Annotated in this window: 21 protein-coding genes and 3 pseudogenes; 16 read left to right on the top strand and 8 right to left on the bottom strand. The window is 57.6% G+C overall.

Features of this window, described 5'->3' with window-relative positions:
• Positions 1-266: 266 nt before the first annotated feature.
• Entirely contained in the window at positions 267-1,136 is an 870-nt protein-coding gene (locus C8N45_RS18185) for a dioxygenase family protein (protein WP_108387672.1), read from the top strand.
• On the opposite strand, the gene C8N45_RS24155 is transcribed toward C8N45_RS18185, so the two are convergent.
• Positions 1,116-1,421, bottom strand: coding sequence for an FCD domain-containing protein (locus C8N45_RS24155; protein ID WP_168769518.1), 306 nt, complete (start codon positions 1,419-1,421; stop codon positions 1,116-1,118). The two genes, C8N45_RS18185 and C8N45_RS24155, sit on opposite strands and share 21 nt — an antisense overlap.
• Positions 1,422-2,267: 846 nt before the next feature.
• Positions 2,268-3,266 carry a LacI family DNA-binding transcriptional regulator gene (locus tag C8N45_RS18170; protein ID WP_108387670.1) on the bottom strand — a complete coding sequence of 333 codons (999 nt, stop codon included), beginning with the start codon at positions 3,264-3,266 and terminating at the stop codon, positions 2,268-2,270.
• A gap of 329 nt (positions 3,267-3,595) precedes the next feature.
• Between C8N45_RS18170 and C8N45_RS18165 the strand changes: the two genes are divergently transcribed.
• From C8N45_RS18165 to C8N45_RS23770, 11 genes and pseudogenes are all read left to right on the top strand, one after another.
• A complete protein-coding gene (locus tag C8N45_RS18165; protein ID WP_108387669.1) occupies positions 3,596-4,774 on the top strand; it encodes an aldose 1-epimerase family protein in 1,179 nt (392 codons plus the stop codon).
• A 2-nt stretch (positions 4,775-4,776) separates the two neighbouring features.
• On the top strand, positions 4,777-5,532 hold the full coding sequence (locus C8N45_RS18160; RefSeq protein ID WP_245882735.1) for an SDR family NAD(P)-dependent oxidoreductase: 756 nt from the start codon (positions 4,777-4,779) through the stop codon (positions 5,530-5,532).
• Between the two features lie 6 nt (positions 5,533-5,538).
• Positions 5,539-6,735, top strand: coding sequence for a CaiB/BaiF CoA transferase family protein (locus C8N45_RS18155; protein ID WP_108387667.1), 1,197 nt, complete (start codon positions 5,539-5,541; stop codon positions 6,733-6,735).
• Complete coding sequence (locus C8N45_RS18150; RefSeq protein WP_108387666.1) at positions 6,732-7,865, top strand: extracellular solute-binding protein; 1,134 nt, start codon at positions 6,732-6,734, stop codon at positions 7,863-7,865. The genes C8N45_RS18155 and C8N45_RS18150 overlap by 4 nt, the downstream gene beginning before the upstream one ends.
• Positions 7,862-8,632 carry an enoyl-CoA hydratase/isomerase family protein gene (locus C8N45_RS18145; RefSeq protein WP_108387665.1) on the top strand — a complete coding sequence of 257 codons (771 nt, stop codon included), beginning with the start codon at positions 7,862-7,864 and terminating at the stop codon, positions 8,630-8,632. Before C8N45_RS18150 ends, C8N45_RS18145 begins: the two co-directional genes overlap by 4 nt.
• Positions 8,633-8,652: 20 nt before the next feature.
• Entirely contained in the window at positions 8,653-9,618 is a 966-nt protein-coding gene (locus tag C8N45_RS18140; RefSeq protein ID WP_108387685.1) for an ABC transporter permease, read from the top strand.
• 40 nt (positions 9,619-9,658) lie between these two features.
• Positions 9,659-10,645 (top strand): sugar ABC transporter substrate-binding protein, encoded by a 987-nt coding sequence (locus C8N45_RS18135; RefSeq protein WP_108387664.1) that lies wholly within the window; start codon positions 9,659-9,661, stop codon positions 10,643-10,645.
• A gap of 61 nt (positions 10,646-10,706) precedes the next feature.
• Positions 10,707-12,203, top strand: a complete 1,497-nt coding sequence (locus tag C8N45_RS18130; protein WP_108387684.1) for a sugar ABC transporter ATP-binding protein — start codon at positions 10,707-10,709, stop codon at positions 12,201-12,203.
• 10 nt (positions 12,204-12,213) lie between these two features.
• On the top strand, positions 12,214-13,344 hold the full coding sequence (locus C8N45_RS18125; protein ID WP_108387663.1) for a fumarylacetoacetate hydrolase family protein: 1,131 nt from the start codon (positions 12,214-12,216) through the stop codon (positions 13,342-13,344).
• Between the two features lie 13 nt (positions 13,345-13,357).
• A complete protein-coding gene (locus tag C8N45_RS18120; protein ID WP_108387662.1) occupies positions 13,358-14,872 on the top strand; it encodes an aldehyde dehydrogenase (NADP(+)) in 1,515 nt (504 codons plus the stop codon).
• 217 nt (positions 14,873-15,089) lie between these two features.
• Positions 15,090-15,377, top strand: a pseudogene (locus C8N45_RS23770) (transposase family protein); the annotation flags it as partial.
• A 10-nt stretch (positions 15,378-15,387) separates the two neighbouring features.
• Here the strand turns inward: C8N45_RS23770 and C8N45_RS18110 are convergent.
• From C8N45_RS18110 to C8N45_RS23765, 3 genes are all read right to left on the bottom strand, one after another.
• Positions 15,388-16,497 carry a tyrosine-type recombinase/integrase gene (locus tag C8N45_RS18110; protein WP_108387661.1) on the bottom strand — a complete coding sequence of 370 codons (1,110 nt, stop codon included), beginning with the start codon at positions 16,495-16,497 and terminating at the stop codon, positions 15,388-15,390.
• Between the two features lie 538 nt (positions 16,498-17,035).
• Positions 17,036-18,196, bottom strand: coding sequence for a recombinase family protein (locus C8N45_RS18100; RefSeq protein ID WP_108387660.1), 1,161 nt, complete (start codon positions 18,194-18,196; stop codon positions 17,036-17,038).
• On the bottom strand, positions 18,156-18,329 hold the full coding sequence (locus tag C8N45_RS23765) for a hypothetical protein (protein ID WP_245882742.1): 174 nt from the start codon (positions 18,327-18,329) through the stop codon (positions 18,156-18,158). The genes C8N45_RS18100 and C8N45_RS23765 overlap by 41 nt, the downstream gene beginning before the upstream one ends.
• On the opposite strand from C8N45_RS23765, the gene C8N45_RS18095 reads away from it, so the two are divergent.
• The 3 genes and pseudogenes from C8N45_RS18095 (at position 18,306) to C8N45_RS18085 (ending at position 20,538) form a co-directional block, all read left to right on the top strand.
• Positions 18,306-18,767: a LysR substrate-binding domain-containing protein gene (locus C8N45_RS18095; RefSeq protein ID WP_245882740.1), complete on the top strand. Its 462-nt coding sequence runs from the start codon at positions 18,306-18,308 to the stop codon at positions 18,765-18,767. The two genes, C8N45_RS23765 and C8N45_RS18095, sit on opposite strands and share 24 nt — an antisense overlap.
• A 409-nt stretch (positions 18,768-19,176) precedes the next feature.
• Positions 19,177-19,800, top strand: coding sequence for a sulfotransferase family protein (locus tag C8N45_RS18090; protein ID WP_108387659.1), 624 nt, complete (start codon positions 19,177-19,179; stop codon positions 19,798-19,800).
• A 31-nt stretch (positions 19,801-19,831) separates the two neighbouring features.
• Positions 19,832-20,538, top strand: a pseudogene (locus tag C8N45_RS18085) (IS6 family transposase).
• Here C8N45_RS18085 and C8N45_RS24045 read toward each other — a convergent pair.
• Genes C8N45_RS24045 through C8N45_RS23760 form a run of 3 tightly spaced genes read right to left on the bottom strand, consistent with a single transcriptional unit; the run spans position 20,470 to position 21,913 of the window.
• The gene (locus C8N45_RS24045) at positions 20,470-20,925 is read right to left on the bottom strand and encodes an alpha/beta family hydrolase (protein WP_309499168.1); all 456 of its coding nucleotides are present in this window, start codon (positions 20,923-20,925) and stop codon (positions 20,470-20,472) included. The pseudogene C8N45_RS18085 and the gene C8N45_RS24045 overlap by 69 nt on opposite strands.
• Before the next feature lie 16 nt (positions 20,926-20,941).
• On the bottom strand, positions 20,942-21,460 hold the full coding sequence (locus C8N45_RS18075; protein WP_108387658.1) for a GNAT family N-acetyltransferase: 519 nt from the start codon (positions 21,458-21,460) through the stop codon (positions 20,942-20,944).
• A 6-nt stretch (positions 21,461-21,466) separates the two neighbouring features.
• Positions 21,467-21,913: a GFA family protein gene (locus C8N45_RS23760; protein ID WP_258793323.1), complete on the bottom strand. Its 447-nt coding sequence runs from the start codon at positions 21,911-21,913 to the stop codon at positions 21,467-21,469.
• Positions 21,914-22,019: 106 nt separating this feature from the next.
• Between C8N45_RS23760 and C8N45_RS18065 the strand changes: the two are divergent.
• Positions 22,020-22,727, top strand: a pseudogene (locus tag C8N45_RS18065) (IS6 family transposase).
• Positions 22,728-22,953 lie beyond the last annotated feature (226 nt).

Here is a 22,953-nt window from a genome sequence, read left to right as displayed (position 1 = left end):
TCGGCCATGCCAAAAAGCCGAAGCCTCGCTGGCTAATGCCTGGCGAAGTGGTGGAGGTCGAGATCGAAGACATCGGCATTTGTGCCAGCCCAATCGTTGATGAGGCCGCCATTGCTTAAATGCAGCCGCGCAGTGAAGATTGAGGTAACCCATTTTCGACGCGCGCCAACCAGCGTCAACCTCTGCCTTGCAGGGTTGGCCTTCGTGACCTGAACGGCAAGGCTTCTGTCGCTTCGCACCACCAATGACAATCAAAGGAGATCCTCATGCGCAACGTTAACAAGGACAATATCACCGAAGTCTTCATGGGCTATCTGAGTGAGGACACAGATCCGCGCCTGCGCGAAGTCATGAGCAGTATGGTCCGTCACCTGCACGCATTCGCGCGGGAGGTGAACCTAACGCACGAGGAATGGAATATCGGCATCCAATTCCTCGAACGTGCTGGTGAAATCTCGGATGAGGAGCGCCATGAATTCGTGCTACTATCCGATGTTCTTGGCCTGTCTTCTTTGGTCGACATGCTGAACAATCGTCCCGAGGGGACGTCCTCTTCGGTTCTGGGACCGTTTCACATCACTGGTTCCCCACCGCTGGCCGTTGGTGGCGACATGCGGCGCGATTATACCGAAACCGTGCTACTGGTCGAAGGGGTCGTGAAAGACCCGGACGGCAACCCGATCCCCGGGGCGACACTTGATATCTGGCAGACCGCGCCCAACGGGATGTACTCCAGCCAGGACCCCGACCAGGACACCTATTCATTCCACGGTCTGCAAACCGTAGGTGAAGACGGGCGATATGCCTTCACGACCGTCAAGCCCATTGAATACACTGTTCCGGCAGACGGTCCGGTCGGTGATATCCTGCGGGCCTGTGGGCGTCATCCGTGGCGGCCGTCTCACCTGCACTTCATTGCTGAAGCTGAAGGGTTCCGTCCCCTTGTGACCGAAGTCTTCGCCGAGGACGATCCCTATCTGGATGAAGATACGGTCTTTGGGGTCCGCGAGGATCTGGTCATGCGCTACGAGGATAAACCAGCCGGCACTTTCCCAGAATCCGGCTTTGCGCTGTCTGGCAATGTGCCGGATGCCTACCTCAGGGTGGAATTCGATCTAACGCTTGTCCCCGCCTGAGCCTCGGGTCAAAGAGTCGTCTGCCGATAAGTTGGCAGGACACACCGGTCGTCGTGTAGCGGCCCAGCTTGCGATGTCGCCATCATGCGCAATGATGGCGGTGAGGATATCGGCGTGTTCCTTGGCTGCATCACGCTTCTGGTAGGACATATCGTCCCCGGCCAAGTATCTGTAGCGGAGGTTGAGGTCATAGAGATGCGAACAGAACCGCAACGGGATAGGCGATTGCGCATTCGAAATAAGACTCATGTGGAAGGCCTTGTGCAGATCTTCGAAACTTTCCATCATCTTGCCCTGTGCGCGTTGCATCCTGTGGTGTGCGAGAACGGCCTCTTCTCACCACTCCTGCGTAGAATTGGCGAAGGGCTCCCTGAGCGCGAGGTTTTCAAGTGATCCTCCACCATTGAAGTGGCCCGTCGAAATTGGACTGAGCGCAGGTATAGCGATACTCTGATGGCCGACCCCAGCACCAAACCGATTGCGGACATCCTCCGTCAAATGGGTGTGGTTCTTAGCTGACTTCACTCGTCGTCGGAGCGGTTTTCCCAATTGTCTGGCCTATCATTGCAGCCAAGATCCGACAAATAGGTGTCTCTATTTGGATTCATATGGTGTGAACCGTCATCATTCTCATGATGGCTGTGGTCATTGCCGCTTTATCGTCCCATCAGGCTTTCCTTTCAGATCAGCTAAGCACTGAGTGTTCCCAGAAGACAAATAGCGCTCCTCGTTACCGCGATCGCTTGAGAATATTGGGACAAGGCTAATGTCCAAATACACAATCTGCATTGCTTTGAATATGATCTACAGGACCTGAAGATACGCGCATTCAGGCCAAAACATTATCAATAATCAGCTTGTCCAAGAAAAACCAAGTGTCCGCTGTGCCGCCACCATTTCCGTCTCGTAGTTGTGCCGATTATAAACTGCAGCGACACCGCTCACTGTGCCTGACACGTGGTTCAGCAACCTCTCAGTCACATGGATCGAAGCGCCACGCTTGCATCACAGACAACGCGCCGCATAATTAGACCAACCAGAAGAGCCAAACGCTCTCACTGTTTTAGCAGCTCTTGGCTCCCAAAACCCTGACGACGGGCAGGCCGATCCAGCGATCCTTTCAAGCCATGGTCACGGCAGGTTTTCTTTGAAAATAACCTGTAGCCGCGGCGGATACTCGGCCTCGCGTGTCCCACGAACAGCAGATTGGAGAAGTTTGACGACTTCGCGGGCTTCAACGCGGGGATTTTGATCAATCGCGGCGTCCATCGTGCCATCCAGCAGCATCGTGCGGGTCGCGCTGGTGAGGTCATGGCCGACAAACACCACATCGTTTTCGACATTCATCTCTTTGAGGGCACGGGCCACCCCTTGATTGCCGGAGCCGGTATTGTAGATCGCAGCGGGCCGGTCGGCCAACAACAGCTGACGCACGGCTTCATAGGCATGATGGCGATCATCATTGATTTCATGCAGTGATGACACCGTAAGATGAGAATACTCGCGAGACAAAATGGATCGCACGCCCATCTCACGTTCTTCGTGTCCGCGATAGGAATTTGAGCCGATCAACACGGCCACTTTCGCCGCTTCCTTCGCGGGCAGAAACCGCCCCATCAGATAGCCAGCCAGCCGCCCCGCTGCCCTATTGTCGATGCCTACATAACCGACCGTACGGGCCCTTGGAATGTCTGAGACCATGGTTGCAATCTTGATGCCACCATCGGCGAGTTGTTGAATCGCATCCGACACGTTTGGGTGGTCGATCGCGATGAGCCCAATCGCATCCGTCTGCCCCTTGAGCCCAAGAAGTTTGGAGGCGAGCGCATCCTCATCAAAGCCATCGACCAAATGCACACGCCCCTCAACGGATTTGACGGCGTCCAGTTCCTCGATCAGGTGGGTTCGCAGGAGCGACACGAAGCTGTTGCCCCCGGCCGGAATTATGAAATCCATCCGCGTTGGCGCTTCTCCGTCGGACTGCGGTCCGAAATACCCCAGCTTTTCCGCCACCTGAAGGACGATGGTGCGCGTTCGATCCTTGACGCCGGGCCGGTCGTTCAAGACGCGATCGACCGTGGCGATGGACTCATTGGCCTTACTGGCGATTGACGCAAATGTGGCTTTCATTCACCCGCCCCTTTCGTAATTGGTACACATCATTGCCTCTCAAAATATGTGAAAAGGGCCCTTATCGGCAAGCATTTACCCGAGATAGCACCAAAATGAGAGAAATTGATGTGTTTTGATGATTAATGGCGATATATTCTGTGAGTGAAGTCGAGCTAGTGTCTGGTCATTGGGCGCACGGACGACAAAGCGGCCGATCGGGGAACACCTCCTGAGGCACCATCTCTCAGGTCTTGACGGCGCTTTGTGGCCCTGCGGCTCCGCGCCTGAGAAAATTCCCCGGTCGTCATTTGGTTCAGTCGCCTGATAGATTTAAGGAGGTGTTGAAAATGCCAAATCTGTACGGTCGCAACATGTCCCGGCATGAGATCGAGACAGCAAGCGGGTCACTCGGGCACGCGGCCGGCGTTCGTTTGATGAGCTTGTCGGACGGTCTCGAGCGCGGCATTCGATTGCTGGAATTCCGCTCCGGAACCGGGCTGCGTTTCACCGTGCTGATCGATCGGGCCATGGACATCGCGGATTGCGAGTATCGCGGATTTGGGATCGGCTGGCATTCGCCCGCCGGGTTTCGGCATCCTGGTTTGCACGAGTACGAAGGCGAAGGCGGACTGGGCTGGTTGCGGTCTTTTTCAGGCCTCATGGTGACGTGTGGGCTCGACCACATCTTGTTCATGTACGACGCCGCCGCGGAGAATTATGTCTACGGACCGCGCGAAACGGTCCGCCAGTCGATCCACGGTCGCGTTGGCACGATCCCGGCAGAACTGACCGGTTATGGCGAGCGTTGGGACGGTGACCGCTGTGTGCTCTGGGCCGAAGGAGTGGTCACGCAAGGCACTGTTTTCGGGGAACATCTGAAACTGCATCGTCGAATCGAGATCGACGTCGGTAGCAACGATATCCGCTTGCACGATCGTGTGGTTAATCGCGGATTCTACCGGACGCCACATATGTTTTGCTATCACGTCAATGTCGGGCATCCGGTTCTGGAAGAAGGCGCGCGTTATCTGGCCCCGATTTCAGACGTGGTCTGGGCCGCGCATGCCGACAGCTATCATGCGCAGAATGTGGGCTATCAAACGATGCCCAAACCGCAGTTTGGCTTTCACGAACAGGTCTGGCAGCACGAACTTGCCGCCGAACCGTCCGGCGAGGTGCCGGTTGCGCTGGTCAATGACCGGCTTGGGCTTGGGTTTATGGTCACGACCCGCAAGGATCAGTTCCCATGTCAATACGAGTGGCAGAACCTTCAGGCCGGGCAATATGCCGTGGGGATCGAGCCATCCACCAATCATGTTCTCGGTCAGGAAGCGGCGCGCGAACGCGACGAGTTGATCTGGCTGGAGCACGGCGATGCGCGCGAATACGACACGGTGTTTTCCGTGCTCCCGGATGCGGCGGCCATTGCACGGGAAGAAGCGCGTATCGGTGCAATCGCGGTGCAACCTACGGAGGCGTATCCCGGACTTTCAGGCAATTTCGTACCGTTGGGAACGCGCCCATGACGATGTTTGGCGACATGACCGGACGCCGTGTGTTGTATACCGGCGCCGCTGGCGGATTGGGGCGCGGCACCACGCTGGCACTCCTGAGGGCCGGGGCCGAGGTTTTCTCGATTGATCGCGACCACGGCAAGAATGCGGAATTGCGGGCGGAGACGTCCGATTTCCTGGGCGTACGTCTCCATCTGATCGAACAGGATCTGGCCGATACCGACGCCCTGCGTGGGACGTTGCGGCAAATTGTTGCCGAGGCGCCCATCGATATCTTGATCAACAATGCTGCGGTCTATCCGTCGAAACCATTTGAAGACTATTCGCTCGAAGAACAGCGGCAGGTTCAGGCCGTCAATGTCGATGCCGCGTTGATCTGCACCGCCGAGGTGCTGCCGGGTATGCGCGCGCAATCCTGGGGCCGCATCCTCAATATTACCTCCATCACCTTGACCGGCGGTTGGGAAAACCTGTCGCCCTATATCCAATCCAAAGGGGCCTTGTTAGGCCTGACACGGGCCTGGGCGCGGGAATTTGGCAAATATGGGATCACTGTCAACGCCATCGCTCCCGGCGCCTTTCCGACCGATGCCGAAAGAATTCATCCCGAGCCTGAGAGATATCGGCAATTCGTGCTCGATCATCAATCTGTAAAGCGCCGCGGGACGCCCGATGATATTGCTGCAAGCATCCTGTTTCTCGCCTCCGATGGAGCGAGCTTCATCACCGGACAAAACATAGCCGTCGATGGCGGCTGGAACATGAACTGAGGACCAATGAGCATTCTTTCTGGATACCGCGTACTCGATTGTTCGATCGCCATGGCCGGGCCATTTGCCGCGCAGCGCCTTGGCGATATGGGCGCAGATGTCGTCAAGATCGAACCCATTACGGGTGAATGGCAGCGCCACGTCGCTGCCGGGGGCGCAACAGGCAATCAGATCAACGTCTCGTTCCTGTCGCTCAACCGCAATAAACGCTCGCTGGCGGTCAACCTGAAATCCGACGACGGCCGCGCCGTTGTACATCGGCTTGCCGCCGAGGCGGACGTGTTCATCCAGAATTACCGCCCCGGCGTCGCGGCCCGGCTTGGTGTCGACTACGAAACCCTCAGCGCGATCAACCCTCGGCTCATTTACGTGGCGATGTCCGGCTATGGAGAAGACGGCCCGCACGCGATGCGGCCGGGGCAGGATTTGTTGCTGCAAGCGATGTCGGGTGCCATGATGTCGGCCGGTCGCGAGGGCGAAGCGCCCTTGGCCGCCGGGCAATACCTTGTTGATGCCGTGACCGCCTATACGGCATTCGAGGGCGCGCTGGCGGCCCTTTTGCACCGCGAGCGCACCGGCGAAGGTCAAAAAGTCGAGGTCAACATGCTAGATGCGATCACGACTATCCAGATGCAAGAATTGTCCGTCTATACCATTGGAGGTAAACCGCAAAAACGCGGGACAGAACCCCACGCCCATGTTTATATCCGGTCCCCCTACGGTACTTTCGCGACGACTGACGGGTTTGTCGCTTTGGCGATGCCCGATCTCGACATATTGGCACGCGTGATCGAAGAGCCGCGGCTTGCGGGACTGGACGCGGAAACCGCGGGCTGGGATCAGCGGGACCTATTGTTCCAATTGGTTCGCGAGGCGCTCCCCGCGCGCAGCACCGCCGAATGGATGCACCTTTTCGAGAAGAACGGCATCTGGGCGGCACCGGTCTATGGGTACGCGGATTTGGTAGCCGACCCGCAGATCGCGCATAACGGAACATTCGTGGAATACGACCACCCCACCGAAGGGCGGATCAAGACACCAGGCTTTCCGATCCGGTTTTCCAAGACCCCAAGTGCCATCCGACGCGGCGCGCCGCTGGTCGGCGAGCATACCGACGACATTCTGGGCGAAGCCGGCCTTAGTCCCGACGCCATAGCGCGCCTTCATGCGCAGGGCGCCATTTCCGGAGGCGGCAGCCGATGAACCTGCCCTTCAAAGGCCTGACATGGGATCATCCCCGTGGTTTCAACGCCCTCGATAAGGCCGGTCGTGAAGCCGGACAGATCCAATGGCACAAGCAGCCGCTTGAAGGATTTGAGAGCGCGCCAATCGCCGAGCTTTGTGCCGCCTATGATATGGTCGTACTCGATCATCCGCATATAGGCGAAGCGGTGGCCGAAGGCTGTCTGACCCGGCTGGAGACGGTGTTTGCGGCAGACGCCCTCGACGCCATTGCCGCTGCGACAATAGGGTCTTGTTTTCGCAGCTATGAGATGGACGGCAGCCATTGGGCCCTGCCGTTGGACGCGGCCAGCCAAGTCATGGCATGGCAACCGGCACATATCGAACAAGAGGTCGAGACTTGGTCGCAAGTGGCTGAATTTGCGCGATTGTCAGGTCAGGTCGCTCTGTCGCTTGCCGGGCCTCACGCGATCCTGAGCCTCATGTCGATCGCGGCATCGCTTGACGAAACTCTCGATCTGGGCAACGGCGGATGGATCCCCGATGAGACATGCCGCGCCGCGTTCGATCTCATGCAATCGGTCCACGCCCATGCAAATCGGGCGGCCTTCGATCAAAACCCCATCGGGATCCTCGAAGAGATGTCGCGCGGCGATCATATTCTGTTGTGCCCGTTGATCTACGGGTATGTGAATTATTCCGCCCGGTCCGCGAATGAAGCCGTTTCCTTCCGCAATGCGCCCCGTGCGCGCGTCGGCGGCCGCCCTGGTTCGATCCTTGGCGGCACAGGAATCGGTATTTCGGCAGGCTGCACGATCACGCCGGAACTGACGGCGCATCTCTTGTGGCTGATGTCGCCGCCGGTTCAGACAAGCTTCATCCCCGCGCATGACGGCCAACCAAGCGCGCGGGCGGCCTGGTCGGCCCGCGGCGTCAATGCGGATGTCAGAGATTTTTACAGTGCCACCGCCGAGACACTGGAGACTGCAACCCTGCGGCCTCGCCATGATGGATACATCGGGTTTCAGGCCAAAGCTTCCGCATATGTCCGCGACGCGCTGGAGCGCCGCAAGAGTACATCGCGTGTCGCGCGGGACTTGGTTGAAATGTTCACAAAGAGCCTGCCGCACCCGGAAAGGACCGCGACATGACCGACTATCTTCAGTTTTCCATCGAGGGTGCCGTGGGCCTGATCGAGTTCAACCGCCCGCAGAAACTGAACGCGATGACCCCGAAAATGGCGGCCGCGCTTGTCGAGGCGGTGACGATTTGCAACGCCGACCGGGCAATCCGGGCAGTTGTGCTGACCGGAGCCGGTGAGCGGGCGTTTTGCGCGGGATCGGATATCTCCGAACTGGACCGCTACGAAACACCTTGGGATTTCCGCAATCGGCCGGAATATTGCGATATGCTGCGTTCTCTGCGGGTCCCGACCATTGCCGCGATAAATGGCTACGCTCTGGGAGGTGGCCTGGAAATGGCCATGGCTTGTGACATCCTGATTGCCGCCGAAACGGCCAAACTGGCCGCCCCAGAGATCAAACTAGGCTGGATCGGTGGCGGTGGCATGGTCGTGCATCTGGCCCGCGCCATCGGGCGATCAAATGCGGCAAAAATGGTTATGACAGGCGATCCGATTTCTGCACAGCAAGCGCTTGCTTGGGGGTTGATCAGCGAGATCCTGCGTCCAGACGCGCTGCGCGCTAGGGCTATGGAATTGGCCGCGACCATCGCATCGCGCGCACCGATCGCCGCTGAAACGGCCAAAGCCAATATGCACGCTGCCATGTCGATGCCGCTGTCCGAAGCTGTCGCCTATGAGCGCGATCTGCAGACAATTTGTATGGCAACCGAAGACGCGCGCGAAGGGCGCCGCGCCTTCGCCGAAAAACGCCCGCCCGAATTTCAGGGCAAATGACACAGGAAGTGACCGCAGCGATGACCGTTGAAGCACAAAGCATAAAAAAACTCTTGAAAACGCTGCTCGCGCGCCGCGAGACATCCGTCGCGATCATCTTGTTGTTGGTCGTGATACTCATGTCTTTCGCGAGCGAATATTTTTTCACGCAGCGCAATCTTCTCAATATTGGGCGGCAGGCCTCCGTTGTGGCCATCGTCGCGCTTGGGCAAACGCTTGTCATTATTGCGCGCGGAATTGACCTATCGGTTGGATCGGTGATCGGATTGTCGGCGGTGACGGGCGCGATTGTGGCGCAAACCACTGGCAGTCAGGTGCTTGGTATTGGCGGCGCGCTTGGCGCGGGCTTGGCCGCCGGTCTGTTTAATGCCGTGCTTTACACACGGTTTCACATCAATCCCTTCATTGCGACGCTTGGCACCTTATCGATCGCGCGCGGCCTTGCCCTTCTGATGACTGGCGGCATCCCCGTCAGCTTCAACGGTTGGGCATCCTGGTTTGGGGCGGGCCGTATTGCGGACGTCCCGGTATCGCTGGTCATGATGTTCCTGTTGGCGGTTTTGTTCTTCTTTCTAGCAACGCGCACAAGGGCGGGGCGCAATATCTATGCCACCGGAGACAACCCGACAGCAGCGCGCCTGGCGGGGATTGATGTGGATCGGACGCGTGTTCTGGTGTTTGCGGTCAGCGGGCTGTTGGCCGGTCTCGGCGGCCTGATCCTTGCGGGGAACCTCAATTCTGCCAGCCCTGATCTCGGCCGCGGCTATGAGCTTGATGTCATCGCTGCCGTCATCCTTGGGGGCACCGCGCTTTCGGGAGGGCGTGGCTCGATCCCCGGCGTAATTCTTGGGGCGCTGCTTATGGCGCTCTTGGGTAACGCCTTCGTTTTGCTAGGGATTTCTTCGCATTGGCAAGTGGTCACCAAAGGCCTGGTCATCGTTCTGGCTGTCGGCATCGACGGTATCCAACGCGGCCGCGAAGACTGAATTCATCACCACCAATCTAAACCCATAGGAGGAAAGAACCATGTGGACTACAACTAGACGCCAACTTCTCGGATCAACAATTGCAATCGCAATGGCAACCGTTGCCGGCGGTGCATTGGCCGACGAGCACTTGCCCGAAGGCGGCTCGATCGAGGCCGTGGCCAACGAGGGCGAGCGGTTGCGCATCGCATTCATGGCGTTCCAGAACAACCCGTTCTGGGTGCCCGTCATCGAAGGTGCTGAGGCCGCGACCGCGTACCTTGGGGAGTTCAACACAACTGTCGATTACATTGATCTTGGCGACAACCTGACGCCCGAAGCCGTGATTGTCGGAATCGAAGCAGCCGTTGCCCAAGGATATGACGGCATCGTCACGGTTCCTATCTTTGATGGCACCGAGCGCGCGATCAACGAGGCCGCTGAGGCGGGCGTGCCAACAATCAACATCATCGCAGAAGGCAGCGTGCCGTCGGACCGCATCCTGTTCATTGGTCAAAACGCGACGGCCGCAGGCGCACAGCTTGGCGCCTTTATGGCCGAGGAAATGGGCGGCGACGGCAAACTGGGCGTGATCACCGGGTACTTCGGGGCCGTCCAGCACACACAGCGCATGAACGGGGCCATCGACTTCCTGGCCGAAAACTTCCCAGACATCGAAATCGTCGGCCCCTTTGAGAACCAGGACCGTGCCGAACTGGCCTATTCACAAGTGCAGGATATGTTGACGGCCAATCCGGATATCGAAATGATCTACGTGACCGCGGGAGGGCCTTTCGGGGCTGCTCGAGCGGTGCGCGATCTCGATTTGACAGGCACGGTTGGGGTTGTCGGTTTTGATCATACACCAGACAACACGGCCTATATCGCTTCCGGCGAGATGGCTGGTCTGATCGATCAGGCACCATTCCAGCAGGCGTTTGATGCGACCGTGACGATGCACAATTTCCTTGTGACAGATGAAGCCCCGACTGAAGATGTCCTCTTTGTTGACGGCAATCTGTTGACAGCGGACGGCATCCAGAACTGAACGAATGAAATGGGGCATCGGTGATCGTGCCGATGCCCTACCCCGTCAATTTGGAAATCCTATGACAACGCATCGCCTGAACATCGCTGGGGTTACAAAGTCCTTTGGCCCGGTCAAGGTCCTGCATGGCGTTGACCTCAAGATCGCCCCTGGATCGGTCGTCGGATTACTGGGTGAAAACGGGGCCGGAAAAAGCACCCTGATGAACATCGTTAGCGGAAGCCTGCGACAGGATGCAGGCCATCTGCATCTCGATGGCACGGAATTGGCGCTGCAATCTGTGCGTGACGGGATCGATCTGGGCATTCGCTTCGTGCATCAGGAACTATCGACAATCGGCTCCCTGAGCGTGGCCGAGAACATATTTCTCGGTGATTATCTGGCTGGACGCGCTGGTGTGATCAAGCGCCGCGATATGGCGGCTCGCTCCCAAGAGGCGCTGGCCTCGGTCGGTTTGGACCGCATAGACCCGAATACCATCGTCGAGACACTCAGGCCCGGCCAACAGCAGCTGATCGAAATCGCCAAAGCCGTGGTGGTGCAACCGAGATTGCTGATCCTCGATGAACCAACTTCGTCGCTCACCTCCGTAGAGGCCGCTAAACTCTTTGAACTCATGCGCAAACTGGCCGCCGATGGTGCGGCCGTGATCTTCATCACCCACAAGCTTGAAGAAGCCCTGAACAATTGTGACCGGATCGTCGTCTTACGCGACGGCGCATTAGTAAGTGATGAGCTCGCAGACCAGACCGACAAGGCCCGCCTGATCCACCACATGGTCGGTAAAAGTTCTGTCTTTGAATGGAAAGGCAGCGCCGCGAAAGCAAGCGATGCGCAGATTAGTATTCGCGGCCTGTGTGATGCCGATGCACATCTGAGCCCCGTCAGTCTTGATGTCGGGGCTGGCGAAGTTGTCGCGCTCTTTGGTCTTGTTGGCGCGGGCCGCACTGAATTCATGGAAACCCTTTTTGGGTTCCGCAAGGCCGCAGGTGGAGAGGTCTTCATTCACGGGCGGCCGTTGCGCCTCGGACATGTCCCGACCTCCGTGCGCAACGGCGTCGCCATGGTGCCCGAGGGCCGCAAGGTGCGCGGCATCCTTCCCAGCCACAGCGTGGAGCGCAACATATCCGCCTCCAATCTGGACCGTCTTTCGCGATTTGGCCTCATGCGCGCCGGGGCTGAACAGGGCGCGGCGGCAGACCTGGCAGCGTCGCTCCGAATCAAGATGGAAAACGCGAAACAGGTCATCACGCGCCTGTCGGGCGGCAACCAACAGAAGGCTGTTTTTGCCCGTGCCGTCATGGTGGAGCCGCGGCTCTTGCTGCTTGATGAGCCAACCCACGGCGTCGATGTCGGCGCAAAATCAGAGATTTACGAGATTATCCACGAATTGGCGCTCAAGGGCATGTCAGTCATCGTCTCATCATCGGAATTACCCGAAGTTCTGGCCATTGCGGATCGGTGCGTGGTTTTTTCGCAAGGTGAGATGGTCGGAAGTCTGACACGTTCCGAGATGTCCGAAGGCGAGATACTCCGGCTCGCCTTTGCCAATCATTGAAAGGAAAAACATGTCCACTTCCGCTCTCCTCCTCGGCCGTATGTGGTCCCCGTCGGCGCAAGGGCATTGCGTCGTGACTGTGCGCGATGGGGTTGTTTTTGATATCACCTCGCGGATGGCCCCATTGGTTGCCGACATCTGCGAGATGGATAATCCGGCGAGCTATGTGCGTGGGGCCGAGGGGCGGGCGGTTGGCGCACTGAATGACCTTCTGGCGGCCCCGGTGGGGGATATTTCCGAGCCACATCTGCTGGCGCCGTGCGATTTACAAGCGATCAAAGCCTGTGGCGTGACTTTCGCAGGCTCCATGGTGGAGCGCGTGATCGAGGAGCGCGCGGCGGGCGATCCGGCCAAGGCGGAGGCGATCCGGGGGCGCATTGGCGCGGCGATCGGCGATAGCCTACGAGATCTGGTGCCCGGTTCGACGCAGGCCTTGCAGGTCAAGGCTGCGCTCATCGACGAAGGGCTCTGGAGCCAATATCTGGAGGTCGGCATCGGTCCCGATGCGGAGGTGTTTTCCAAAGCCCAGGTGCTGTCTTCGGTCGGATCAGGCGCGCAGATCGGGCTGCACCCGGTGTCAAAGTGGAACAACCCCGAGCCCGAAGTTGTTTTGGTAGTCTCACCCGATGGTCGAATCGTCGGCGCCAGCCTTGGCAATGACGTCAATCTGCGTGATGTCGAGGGGCGCTCGGCGCTGTTGCTGTCAAAGGCAAAGGACAACAATGCGTCTTGTGCCATCGGGCCGTTCATCCGTCTCTTCGACGACGGGTACAGCCTCGACGATGTGCGCGGGGCCGAGCTGCGGCTGAGGGTCGAAGGCCCCGAGGGATATGTGCTGGAGGGACGCTCGGCGATGGCTGAGATCAGCCGCGATCCTGCCGATCTGGTAGCGCAAACCATCGGGCGACATCACCAATACCCCGATGGGCTGATGCTGTTTCTAGGCACTTTGTTCGCGCCGACCGAAGACCGCGATGCGCCGGGCCAGGGGTTTACACACAAGATCGGTGACATGGTTTCGATCTCAAACCCGGATCTGGGGGAACTTCGTAACACGGTGGCGCTTTCCACGCAGTGCCCGGAATGGACATTTGGCCCACGCGCGCTGATGCGCAACCTCGCTTCCCGCAACCTGATTTAAGGAGAAAATAACAATGCTGAAAGGCGAACACCTCATTGCGGGCACCTGGGTTGGCGGGCCGTCGACGTTCAGCAACATGCCAGTGTCTGGCGACCCGGATGTCTTTGCGATTGGTACGATTGATCTGGTGGACCAGGCCTGCTTGGCAGCGGAGGCGGCATTCTCAGCCTACGCTGCGACCAGCCGGGCCGACCGCGCTGCGTTCTTACGCAGCATCGCCGATGAGATCGAAGCGCGCGGCGCCGAGATCACCGCGATGGGCGCCAAGGAAACTGGTCTGCCCGAGGCGCGTTTGGAGGGGGAACGTGGGCGCACCACGGGGCAGCTCCGGCTTTTTGCCGACCATATCGAAGGGGGTGCCTACCTCGACCGACGCCACGACGCGGCGTTGCCCGATCGTCAGCCCTTGCCGCGTCCAGATCTGCGGATGATCCAGCGGCCGGTCGGACCCGTGGCCGTCTTTGGCGCGTCGAACTTCCCGCTGGCCTTCTCAACGGCGGGCGGCGATACAGCATCGGCGCTGGCGGCGGGCTGCCCTGTGGTGGTCAAGGGCCATTCAGCCCATCCCGGTGTGTCTGACCTTGTGGCTCAAGCTGTGGATGCCGCGCGGGTCGCCTTCGGGCTTCATCCGGGCGTGTTCAGCCAGATCCAGGGCGGCAACCGCGCAGTGGGCCAGGCGTTGGTGAACGACCCGCGTATCAAGGCGGTGGGCTTTACCGGCTCGCTTGGCGGCGGGCGTGCGCTTTTCGACCTGTGCGCCGCGCGGCCAGAGCCGATCCCGTTCTTCGGCGAGTTGGGCAGCGTGAACCCGATGTTCCTTTTACCCGGCGCGCTGGCGGCGCGGGGGGCCGAGATCGCGGCAGGCTGGGCCGGATCGCTGAGCATGGGGGCGGGGCAGTTCTGCACCAATCCCGGCGTGGCCGTGGTGATCGCGGGCGCGGAGGCCGAGGCCTTTGCCGCGGCCGCGACCAAGGTGCTTTCGGCGGTGGGCCCGCAGGTGATGCTGACCGACGGGATCGCGGCGGCCTATCGCGACGGGCGCGACCGGATTGCGGTTGGCACCGGGGTGCAGGGGCTGCTGACCAGCACCTGTGACCTGCGCAATGCGAAGCCCTATCTCTACCGCACGACTGGGGCCACCTGGCTGGCCGACGCGGACCTGGGCGAAGAGGTGTTCGGCCCGCTTGGTCTGATCGTGGAAGTTACGGATGCGGACGAGATGCAGGCAGTGGCTCAAAGCCTGAAAGGCCAGCTGACCTGCACGTTGCATCTCTGCGAAGGTGACTCCGGCGATACTGGCGCAGCCCGCGCGCTGCTGCCGATCCTAGAACGTAAAGCGGGGCGCATCCTCGCAAACGGGTTCCCCACCGGGGTCGAAGTGGCCGACGCAATGGTCCATGGCGGGCCATACCCTGCCTCAACCAATTTCGGCGCAACCTCTGTGGGCACACTCTCGATCCGGCGCTGGCTCAAACCCGTATGCTTCCAGAACATCCCCGAAGACATCCTCCCCGCGGATCTGAAATGATCCGCACTGGTGGCGCCCTCCCTCCCGGGGCGCCGCCTTTTTTTAGAGGGGGCAGGCAGAAGGAGAAGGTTCGACTCCGATCCCGTCCGCTCCGCCACAAACCATTCGCGAACCCGAGAAGAGGCCCCAGGGTGGGCCTTTTTTCTTCTTGATTCAAAGGGGCACTGTCAGACAAATTCCCCTTGAGGCGGGCAGGACACCAACCTAGCCTCTTTGGGTGACAGAACGCTCTCCGTTTTGCTACTTGAAAACCAGCCCTGAAATCATCCGCCTAGCCGTGATGCTACACGTCCGGTTTCCGCTTTCGCTGCGGAATGTCGAAGATCTTCTTCATGAGCGTGGTATCGAAGTCAGTCATGAAACGGTGCGGTTCTGGTGGAACCGCTTTGGCCCAATGTTTGCGTCTGAAATCAGAAGAAACCGGATCAGCCGTATGTGTGCCTATTCGAACTGGCAGTGGCACCAGGACGAGGTCTTCGTAAACATCAACCGAGAGACGCATTTCAAACTATTGATTAAGGCTCTTCAATTAGTCGACACAAGAAACGATCCAAAGTGCTCTGAGCCAGCACCATCTCTTGCTCATAGCTGTGCCGGTTATACACCGCAGCTACCCCGCTCACTGTGCCCGAAACATGGTTCAGCAGCCTCTCGGTAACATGGATAGGCGTACCCAGTTTGGCATGGACAGTCGCAAACGTTCGCCGCAAGTCGTGCAAGGTGAAGTGGGGCAGTCCAGTTTCTCGCAGCAAACGCCGCTGTGCCCGCGACCAGCCGCTAAATGGCTGATCAAAGTCGGCATCACCAAAAACGAACACATCATGAGTTTTGGCACGATTAAGAATTTGCAAACCAAGGGTACCCAAAGGAACGGCATGACCTCGGGCATTCTTGGTCCGGTCCGGTGAAAAATGTAGCCATCCATCTGAAATTTCGTCCCAGCGCAATCCTGCGACCTCGCCCCGCCGCTGTCCGGTCAACAATAGTAGGCTCACAATGCCACAGTAGCGGTCCATCTGGCCCAGAGTGTAAGAAAGCAGCACCTTGATCTCATCCTCCGAAAGCACCCGATCCCGCGAGGTTGTCTTGTGGGGGCGCTTCAGGTTCGAGAGAGGATTGACGGTGACGTACTGCCTACGCACTGCCCAGTTGAAGAACACCTTGAACGTGGTGAATGCATAGTTCCGGCTGGTTGGACTGGTCGTAAAGCGCTCGATGGCCTGCATAACGCTGCGCTGGCAGATCTCAGATATTGGACCATCAAGCTTGATGCCGTTGAGATAGAGCAGATACCCCTCAAGCGTGCTGGGCCGTAAACGGCCATGGCAGTCCGTCAGATAGGCCGACAACACATCCTGATAGTCATGTTCAATCGCATCGTTTGGTACTGTGGCTTGGCTGGCAAGGAACAACTTGGCCTGCCGACGGGCATCAGAAAGCGACAACACAGGATACCGGCCAATCGTTTTCAAACGACGCTTCGCACCATACATCACCACGTAGGACTTGCTCTTGGCGGAGCACCGGATGCCGAATCCAGGGGTGGTTGCATCCCAGTGGGTGGTCTGCCCGCCCTGCGGGTTGCCAAGCTTGCGGATGCTCAAGTCGGTCAATCGCAACTTCATTTTAGTCTCTTTTTAGTCTCTTAAATCACGTGCATAAGTGGGGTATTCAGTGAGCAACTATGTTCATATAGACTATACAACTTCGCTATTTTTATAGGTAAATTTGATCGCCTGGCAAGCTATGCTGAAAAATACTATTTGACTACGAATCAAGGGGTCGGGGGTTCGAATCCTCCCCAGTCCGCCACTAACCCCAGTCTCATTTTCCCATGTCCGTTTTGACCTGACTTCCCACGTGTCTTCCGCGGCTTGCTAGGTGCTGTCCTCGACTGAGACGGACCGCGCGGCCTGATCCTGTGCCGTAAGGCCCGACCGTCTCAGTTGCCTGGATACGCCGGTCCGCTTTTCCCTGATAACAGCCAATCAACAGGGAATTTGCGCAAGATACGTGATTTTTGAGCAAAACGAGGCCAGATTACCCCAGCAATATCATTGGTTTAGAGGTCAATTCCCTAAGCGCGATAACAGGGAATTTATTCTGGCGAACAGGGAATTCTCAGCCACCTATCAGGGAAGGTAATGCGCTGAGCAGGGAAGCTCAGGTAGCCAGTCCGAACAGGCGATCCTGATGGGTCCAGTCCAGAGGAATGGCGCCGCGCACGAGGGTCTCGAGGTTCAGGTCCGTCGGTTGGGTGCCATCAAGAATCGCACTTTGGAGTCTCGGTGACAGAGAGATCAAAGAGATGACACGTCGGATGTAGCGCTCGGAGTGTCTGACGCGCTGGGCGAGTTGCCGGAGCGGTTCTCCTGCTTTCAGTGCGTTTGCCCAATCATGGGCATTGCGTAGCGCGCGGATCAGCGTCTGGTCTGGTTCCGGGCGGCGCTCACCGGCAACAATGCGCATCTCTACGCCACGGCGTTTGCAAGCGATGGATGTCGAGATTTTAAAGAGCGACTCATGCAGCGATAATGCCGGCAGATTTGTTGCGCCTGCGACAGCTTGGCGATCGAGTGCGATATTGAGCTGGTTCTTGTTGATGGAAATCGCGCGGATTAGCGGTGCCCCTTGTTTGCACCCTTCGGTTTCCAATCCAGACGCCAGCTTGAGAACGGCTTTGGTCGCGGCTTCAGATTTGGTGATGTCACCGTCGTTCAAGATGGCGTGGCGTCTTGCTTGCGCACTGAGATGGTCAGCGATGGCTTTGACGACGGCGGCCTCGAACGGGCGCGCCGGAAGCCGCCAGCCCGTCGGGTCCACACCGCCAGAGATCAATCTGTTCGAGACGTAATACCGCTGCCGTTTCCCGCGCCGCAGCGTGTGCGTGGGTGTCAGGATATCGCCGGTCTCGTCCCGCACCTTCCCTTTGAGCGGCGCCTCTGCACCTGCCCCCTGCCCCGCAGGTGCGCCGCGGCGGCGGGCGCTGGCAGACTTCAGATGCTCTTGCACACTGTCCCAGAGATCTTGATCGACAATCGCCATGTGCTGACCTGCGAAGGTCTGGCCTTTGTGGCGGATCAGACCGAGATACACCGGGTTCGTCAGCAGGTGATAAATCTGTCCGCGACTGAACGGGTTGCCGCCCTGCGTCCGACCTGAAGAAAAGGCGTGGCGTTTGGAGAGCAGCCCCTGTTGCTCGGCGGCATGCACCACCGCGTTCAGGCAGCGATGTGTCTCATAGAGACGGAAGATTTGCTGAACAACTTTGGCTTCGCTTTGATTAACGACCAGTGCGTCGGGTCTTGTCCGGGTGCGGATCATATCCCAGCGGGGGAATGCCCCCCATCCACAGCCCCTTCTTTTTGGAGGCGGCGATCTTGTCGCGGATGCGCTCGGCGGTGACGGTATCGACGTCAGTATACGTCTTGGATTGGGTGACTATCCCGGTCATCATGTGAGGAAGATCTTTGATGAGCAGGTTAGCCCAGTATGCAGTCCAAAGCTGCTGGAGGGATCAATCCCTCTGGTAAAGCTGGAAGATCTGAAATCACATCGTTTGCTACATGTTGATTGGGGTTCGTTAACAAACCAGTCACCTGATTGGCAGATGTGGGCACTTGCGGCGGGTCTGGAAGACGTCTCTTTTAGTAGAGGCCCGCGTTTTACAATCGAAAACATGGCTATCGAAGCGGCGATAAATGCTGATGGTGTTGCATTGGTCAGTCATGCCGCAGTCGTCGAGGATTTGAAAGCTGGCCGCCTTGTCAGGCCATTTAATCTGACAGTTCGAAGCGACCTCGCATATTGGCTTGTTTGCCCACAAGAGCATCTGCTTAAAGCAAATGTCTCTACATTTTGTGATTGGTTGCTGGCAAAAGTGGGCGAGCAATAAATGTAGCTATCCAGTTGCAGGAATACGGCTCTCAAATGAAAACAAGCTTTTCAAATAATCTGCCGACTGCAGGCAAACGCAGCTTACAACACGAGCGGTCATTCGCTCGATACACAATGAACGGCCACGTCGGCCCTTCTGACCCAACACTGGGTACCGTCTCTTCGCCCTTCAGCGCCTCTAACGCGACCTTGGCCTTGAACTATGGGTGATGTTGCTTCCGTTTCGACATGTCCGATCTCCTTCGTGTTGAAGATCAGCAGATTACAAATCGCAGCTTACGTCGGTGTCCGAATTTCGGGGGGGGGGGGTAGCTCAGTTTGCTTTGCCAAGTAGTACGGTTCCAGCATATCAAATTGGTATTGAGTACCACGACGGGCACTCCAAATAAGTTTGAAAGGACAGTCATTTGACACTCAAAATCATCGGAACTGGATTTGGCCGTACAGGCACCGAATCCATGCGCCGTGCCTTGGACATTCTTGGTGTCGGTCCGACACACCATATGATGGAACTGGGAGAGGGCGCGCCTCTGCGTCAACGCTGGCTAGATCTGGCAGACGGGGCGGAACCCGACTGGGATTTGCTCTTTGAAGGGTATGGTGCTTGTATCGATTGGCCCTCTGCACAGTATTGGCGCACCCTGATCGACGTCTACCCAGATGCCAAAGTGCTTTTGACGATGCGGTCGGCGGACAGCTGGTGGAAGAGCTTTGAAGGTACGATCGTAAAATACCTGCAAAGCAACGATGACGCCAATAGCCTGGCGCATGCAGTTGGCCGTGATGTGTTTGGTGGCCGCTTCGCAGATCGCGATTATGCCATCGCGTTGTACAATGAAAACGTCTCAGACGTGCTCGCCACTGTCCCACGCGAGCGATTGCTGGTGCATCGGCTCGGCGACGGCTGGGAACCGCTTTGTGATTGGCTTGGGCTTCCTGTTCCGGACGTGGACTATCCAAGTGGAAATACAACGTCCGACTTTAAGTCGCGCAATATCAAGGGTGGGCACTGTCAGACAAAACCCGCTTGAGGCGGGCAGCACACCGCCCTAGCCTCTTTGGATGACAAAACGCTCTTCCTTTCGCTACTTCAAAACGTCACCTGAAATCATCCGTCTGGCAGTGATGCTCTACGTTCGATTCCCCCTTTCGCTGCGGAACGTGGAGGACCTCCCTCACGAACGCGGGATCGAAATCAGCCATGAAACAGTGCGGTTTTGGTGGAACCGATTTGGCCCACTGTTTGCGTCTGAGATCAGGCGACACCGGATCAGCCAGATGCGATCCTATTCAAACTGGCAATGGCACCTGGATGAGGTTTTCGTGAAGATCAACGGCGACACCCACTACCTGTGGCGTGCTGTGGATCACGAAGGAGAGGTGCTGGAAAGCTATGTCACAAAGCGCCGGGATCGCAAAGCAGCGTTGAAATCCTCAAGAAATCCATGAGGCGCTACGGCCAACCTGAAATCATCGTAACGGATAAGCTGAGGTCCTATGGCGCCGCCATGAACGTCATTGGCAATGCCGGTCGCCAGGAAACAGGCCGCTGGCTCAACAATCGGCCAGAGAATTCACATCTGCCGTTACGACGACGAGAACGGGCCATGCTCCGTTTCAGGCAGATGCCATGTCTGCAGAAATTCGCATCCGTCCATTCTTCGGTACACAATCATTTTAACCAGGAACGCCACCTCTACTCACGCGACAATTTCAAACTCAACCGAACCGCCGCACTCTCTGAGTGGCGTCAGCTTTGTTCCGCATAAGTTCATGCATTCTGGGGCAAACTGAGACTGGTTCGAATTGGTCTGACACCACCGGAGAAACTCCTTACGGTTTGGCAAGGCAGCAATGCTTCGTAAACAGTCTCCGACGGTGTTCCTTAGATGTCTCTGCTGAACCCGCGCTTTCTCTTCTGGTACTTTTTCGCATTGGGCGCGAACCAGTTCCACCTCACACGGTTTCCGGGTGTCTTCTGCTCGGAGGTTTGCCATGTAGGAGGACTCAAACCGAACAATTCTGAGACCCCTTTCTGCAACTGCTCCCGCGATTGTGGTCATTCCAGCAGAGTCCATCGTAGCACCCGCGCCATGCGCCAGCAGGATGGTTGCAGGTGCCGCTTTGGGGCCGAGCTCCAGGAAGTTGGTCGGCATAATTCGCTTTCTGCATCTAAAGAGCTTTTTCCATAATTACCAAATACTTCGCAATTTCAGGGCTTTGCACGCTTGTGGGGTCGAATGGTGCGTCGTCAAACCCCAAGGAACGATAAAACGCTATGGCTTCTTTGAGTCCGGCACTTGTGTCTAGGTAAAGTGCTGAGCAACCCATCTGCTTCGCCTCGAGCTCAAGTTTCTCCATAAGCCTTTTCGCGAGTCCTTTGCGGCGGGCCTTGGGGTGGACGTAGAGCCTCTTTATCTCTCCTTTGCCGTTGGCCAGCCGAAACAGCAAAACCATGCCCAGAAGCTCGTTCTCAGCCGTTCGGGCGACTATAAAGCGACCCTTCGGCCCTAAGAATTCATCGATATGCTCGACGGTCTGGCGAAGTTGATCTTCCGCATCAACCGTCTGACCGGTTACTTCCTTATGCTTCGCGACAGCATAGTTAAGATACTCTCGCTTCATGTCGATCCAACCTGGTGCCGCTGCCAAGTCGGTGATGACTTCGATTTTTACGTTGTCACTGTCCACGGCTTGTCACTCCGCCACCAGTTCGTCACTGCCGCCCGCCCGTCCGGGCATATCGCGGTATTTAGGTAGGCCATCATTGATCCGAACGATCGCCTCGCCATAGTTCATGTGGGCATTTGGCTGAAACGGGAAATCTCTGAACGCACCGACCAAGATGTCTATCGCGCCTCGTTCTGTTAGGTGCGTTCCGATCGCGCACCCACACACCTTGCAAGACATCCACTTGCTTGCCTCAGGTTTATCAGGCTGTGGAGACCGATTGATAAGGTCCTCGCCTTCGGTAAAAGATACAGCAGTCTCAGGCCAAATCGTGTAACCGATCATGGGAGCCGCTGACCGTCGCCGACAGGTTGTGCAGTGGCAGTACCCCTGAAGTAAGGGTTCACCTTTGGCTTCGCATTTTACCGCGCCGCAATAGCATTGCGCATGGTAGGTCGGAGTTGTTTCCTGCATGTGTTGTCTCGATTTTGAAGCAATATTGTCGACCATAACTGCAACACACGGCCTTGTCAGAACAAATTGGGTTGAGGCTGGCAGGACGGTTTCGTAGCGTCCGTCCATGACAAAACGCGACCCCTTCAAGTACTTTCACAGCAGCCCCGAGATCATCCGCCTGGCGGTCATGATGTACGTGCGATTTCCACTTTCGCTTCGCAATGTCGAGGACCTCCTACACGAGCGCGGGATCAACATCAGTCACTAAACTGTCCGCTTCTGGTGGAATAGATTTGGCCCGATGTTCGCCGCTGAAATCCGCAGAAAACGCGTGCAGCAGATGCGGTCGTACTCGAACTGGCAATGGCATCTTGACGAGGTTTTTGTAAAGATCGGCGGCGAGCGGCACTACATGTGGCGCGCGGTTGATCACGAGGGCGAAGTGCTGGAAAGCTTCGTCACAAAGCGACGGGATCGCAAGGCAGCATTGAAATTCCTCAAAAAATCAATGAAGCGCCACGGACGTCCTCATATCTTGGTGACAGACAAGCTTCGATCTTATGGCGCTGCGATGAAAGATATCGGCAATGCCGACATGCAGGAAACGGGCCGTTGGCTGAACAATCGGGCCGAGAACTCGCACCTGCCATTCCGACGACGAGAACGCGCCATGCAACGGTTCCGCAGTATGCGATGTTTACAGAAATTCGTCGCCATTCACTCCTCCGTCTGCAACCATTTTAACTGGGAGCGTGCGCTCTACAGCAGAGACAATTTCAAGGCTAACCGAGCCGCTGCCCTCGCCGAGTGGCGCCAGCTTTGTTCGACATAGGTTCCGGAATTTAGCCACATTCTGAGGCTGGTTCGAATCGGTCTGACACCACCGGACTATGCGCAACGCGTTCGCTATCGGCTGGTTCCCGGGATATACTGAAATAATGGAAAGGTCGTCACTCCCGAAGCTGATGGTGTAACACTCCCCCGTTCAGGCCTCACGGTCCTGCAAGACCGCCAGCCAGCTGTCGAAATGGAAACGCCATCGAAGCCCAGGAAACGCA

It is taken from the genome of Yoonia sediminilitoris (assembly GCF_003058085.1).
Classification (GTDB): domain Bacteria; phylum Pseudomonadota; class Alphaproteobacteria; order Rhodobacterales; family Rhodobacteraceae; genus Yoonia; species Yoonia sediminilitoris.
Note: the sequence above shows the minus strand (reverse complement) of the source record. Positions and strands in the feature narration are given on the sequence as shown.

Coding starts and splice junctions, on each gene's coding strand:
- C8N45_RS18185 (WP_108387672.1), top strand. CDS start 267: ATGCGCAACGTTAACAAGGACAATATCACCGAAGTCTTCATGGGCTAT.
- C8N45_RS24155 (WP_168769518.1), bottom strand. CDS start 1,421: ATGGAAAGTTTCGAAGATCTGCACAAGGCCTTCCACATGAGTCTTATT.
- C8N45_RS18170 (WP_108387670.1), bottom strand. CDS start 3,266: ATGAAAGCCACATTTGCGTCAATCGCCAGTAAGGCCAATGAGTCCATC.
- C8N45_RS18165 (WP_108387669.1), top strand. CDS start 3,596: ATGCCAAATCTGTACGGTCGCAACATGTCCCGGCATGAGATCGAGACA.
- C8N45_RS18160 (WP_245882735.1), top strand. CDS start 4,777: ATGTTTGGCGACATGACCGGACGCCGTGTGTTGTATACCGGCGCCGCT.
- C8N45_RS18155 (WP_108387667.1), top strand. CDS start 5,539: ATGAGCATTCTTTCTGGATACCGCGTACTCGATTGTTCGATCGCCATG.
- C8N45_RS18150 (WP_108387666.1), top strand. CDS start 6,732: ATGAACCTGCCCTTCAAAGGCCTGACATGGGATCATCCCCGTGGTTTC.
- C8N45_RS18145 (WP_108387665.1), top strand. CDS start 7,862: ATGACCGACTATCTTCAGTTTTCCATCGAGGGTGCCGTGGGCCTGATC.
- C8N45_RS18140 (WP_108387685.1), top strand. CDS start 8,653: ATGACCGTTGAAGCACAAAGCATAAAAAAACTCTTGAAAACGCTGCTC.
- C8N45_RS18135 (WP_108387664.1), top strand. CDS start 9,659: ATGTGGACTACAACTAGACGCCAACTTCTCGGATCAACAATTGCAATC.
- C8N45_RS18130 (WP_108387684.1), top strand. CDS start 10,707: ATGACAACGCATCGCCTGAACATCGCTGGGGTTACAAAGTCCTTTGGC.
- C8N45_RS18125 (WP_108387663.1), top strand. CDS start 12,214: ATGTCCACTTCCGCTCTCCTCCTCGGCCGTATGTGGTCCCCGTCGGCG.
- C8N45_RS18120 (WP_108387662.1), top strand. CDS start 13,358: ATGCTGAAAGGCGAACACCTCATTGCGGGCACCTGGGTTGGCGGGCCG.
- C8N45_RS18110 (WP_108387661.1), bottom strand. CDS start 16,497: ATGAAGTTGCGATTGACCGACTTGAGCATCCGCAAGCTTGGCAACCCG.
- C8N45_RS18100 (WP_108387660.1), bottom strand. CDS start 18,196: ATGATCCGCACCCGGACAAGACCCGACGCACTGGTCGTTAATCAAAGC.
- C8N45_RS23765 (WP_245882742.1), bottom strand. CDS start 18,329: ATGATGACCGGGATAGTCACCCAATCCAAGACGTATACTGACGTCGAT.
- C8N45_RS24045 (WP_309499168.1), bottom strand. CDS start 20,925: ATGCCGACCAACTTCCTGGAGCTCGGCCCCAAAGCGGCACCTGCAACC.
- C8N45_RS23760 (WP_258793323.1), bottom strand. CDS start 21,913: ATGCAGGAAACAACTCCGACCTACCATGCGCAATGCTATTGCGGCGCG.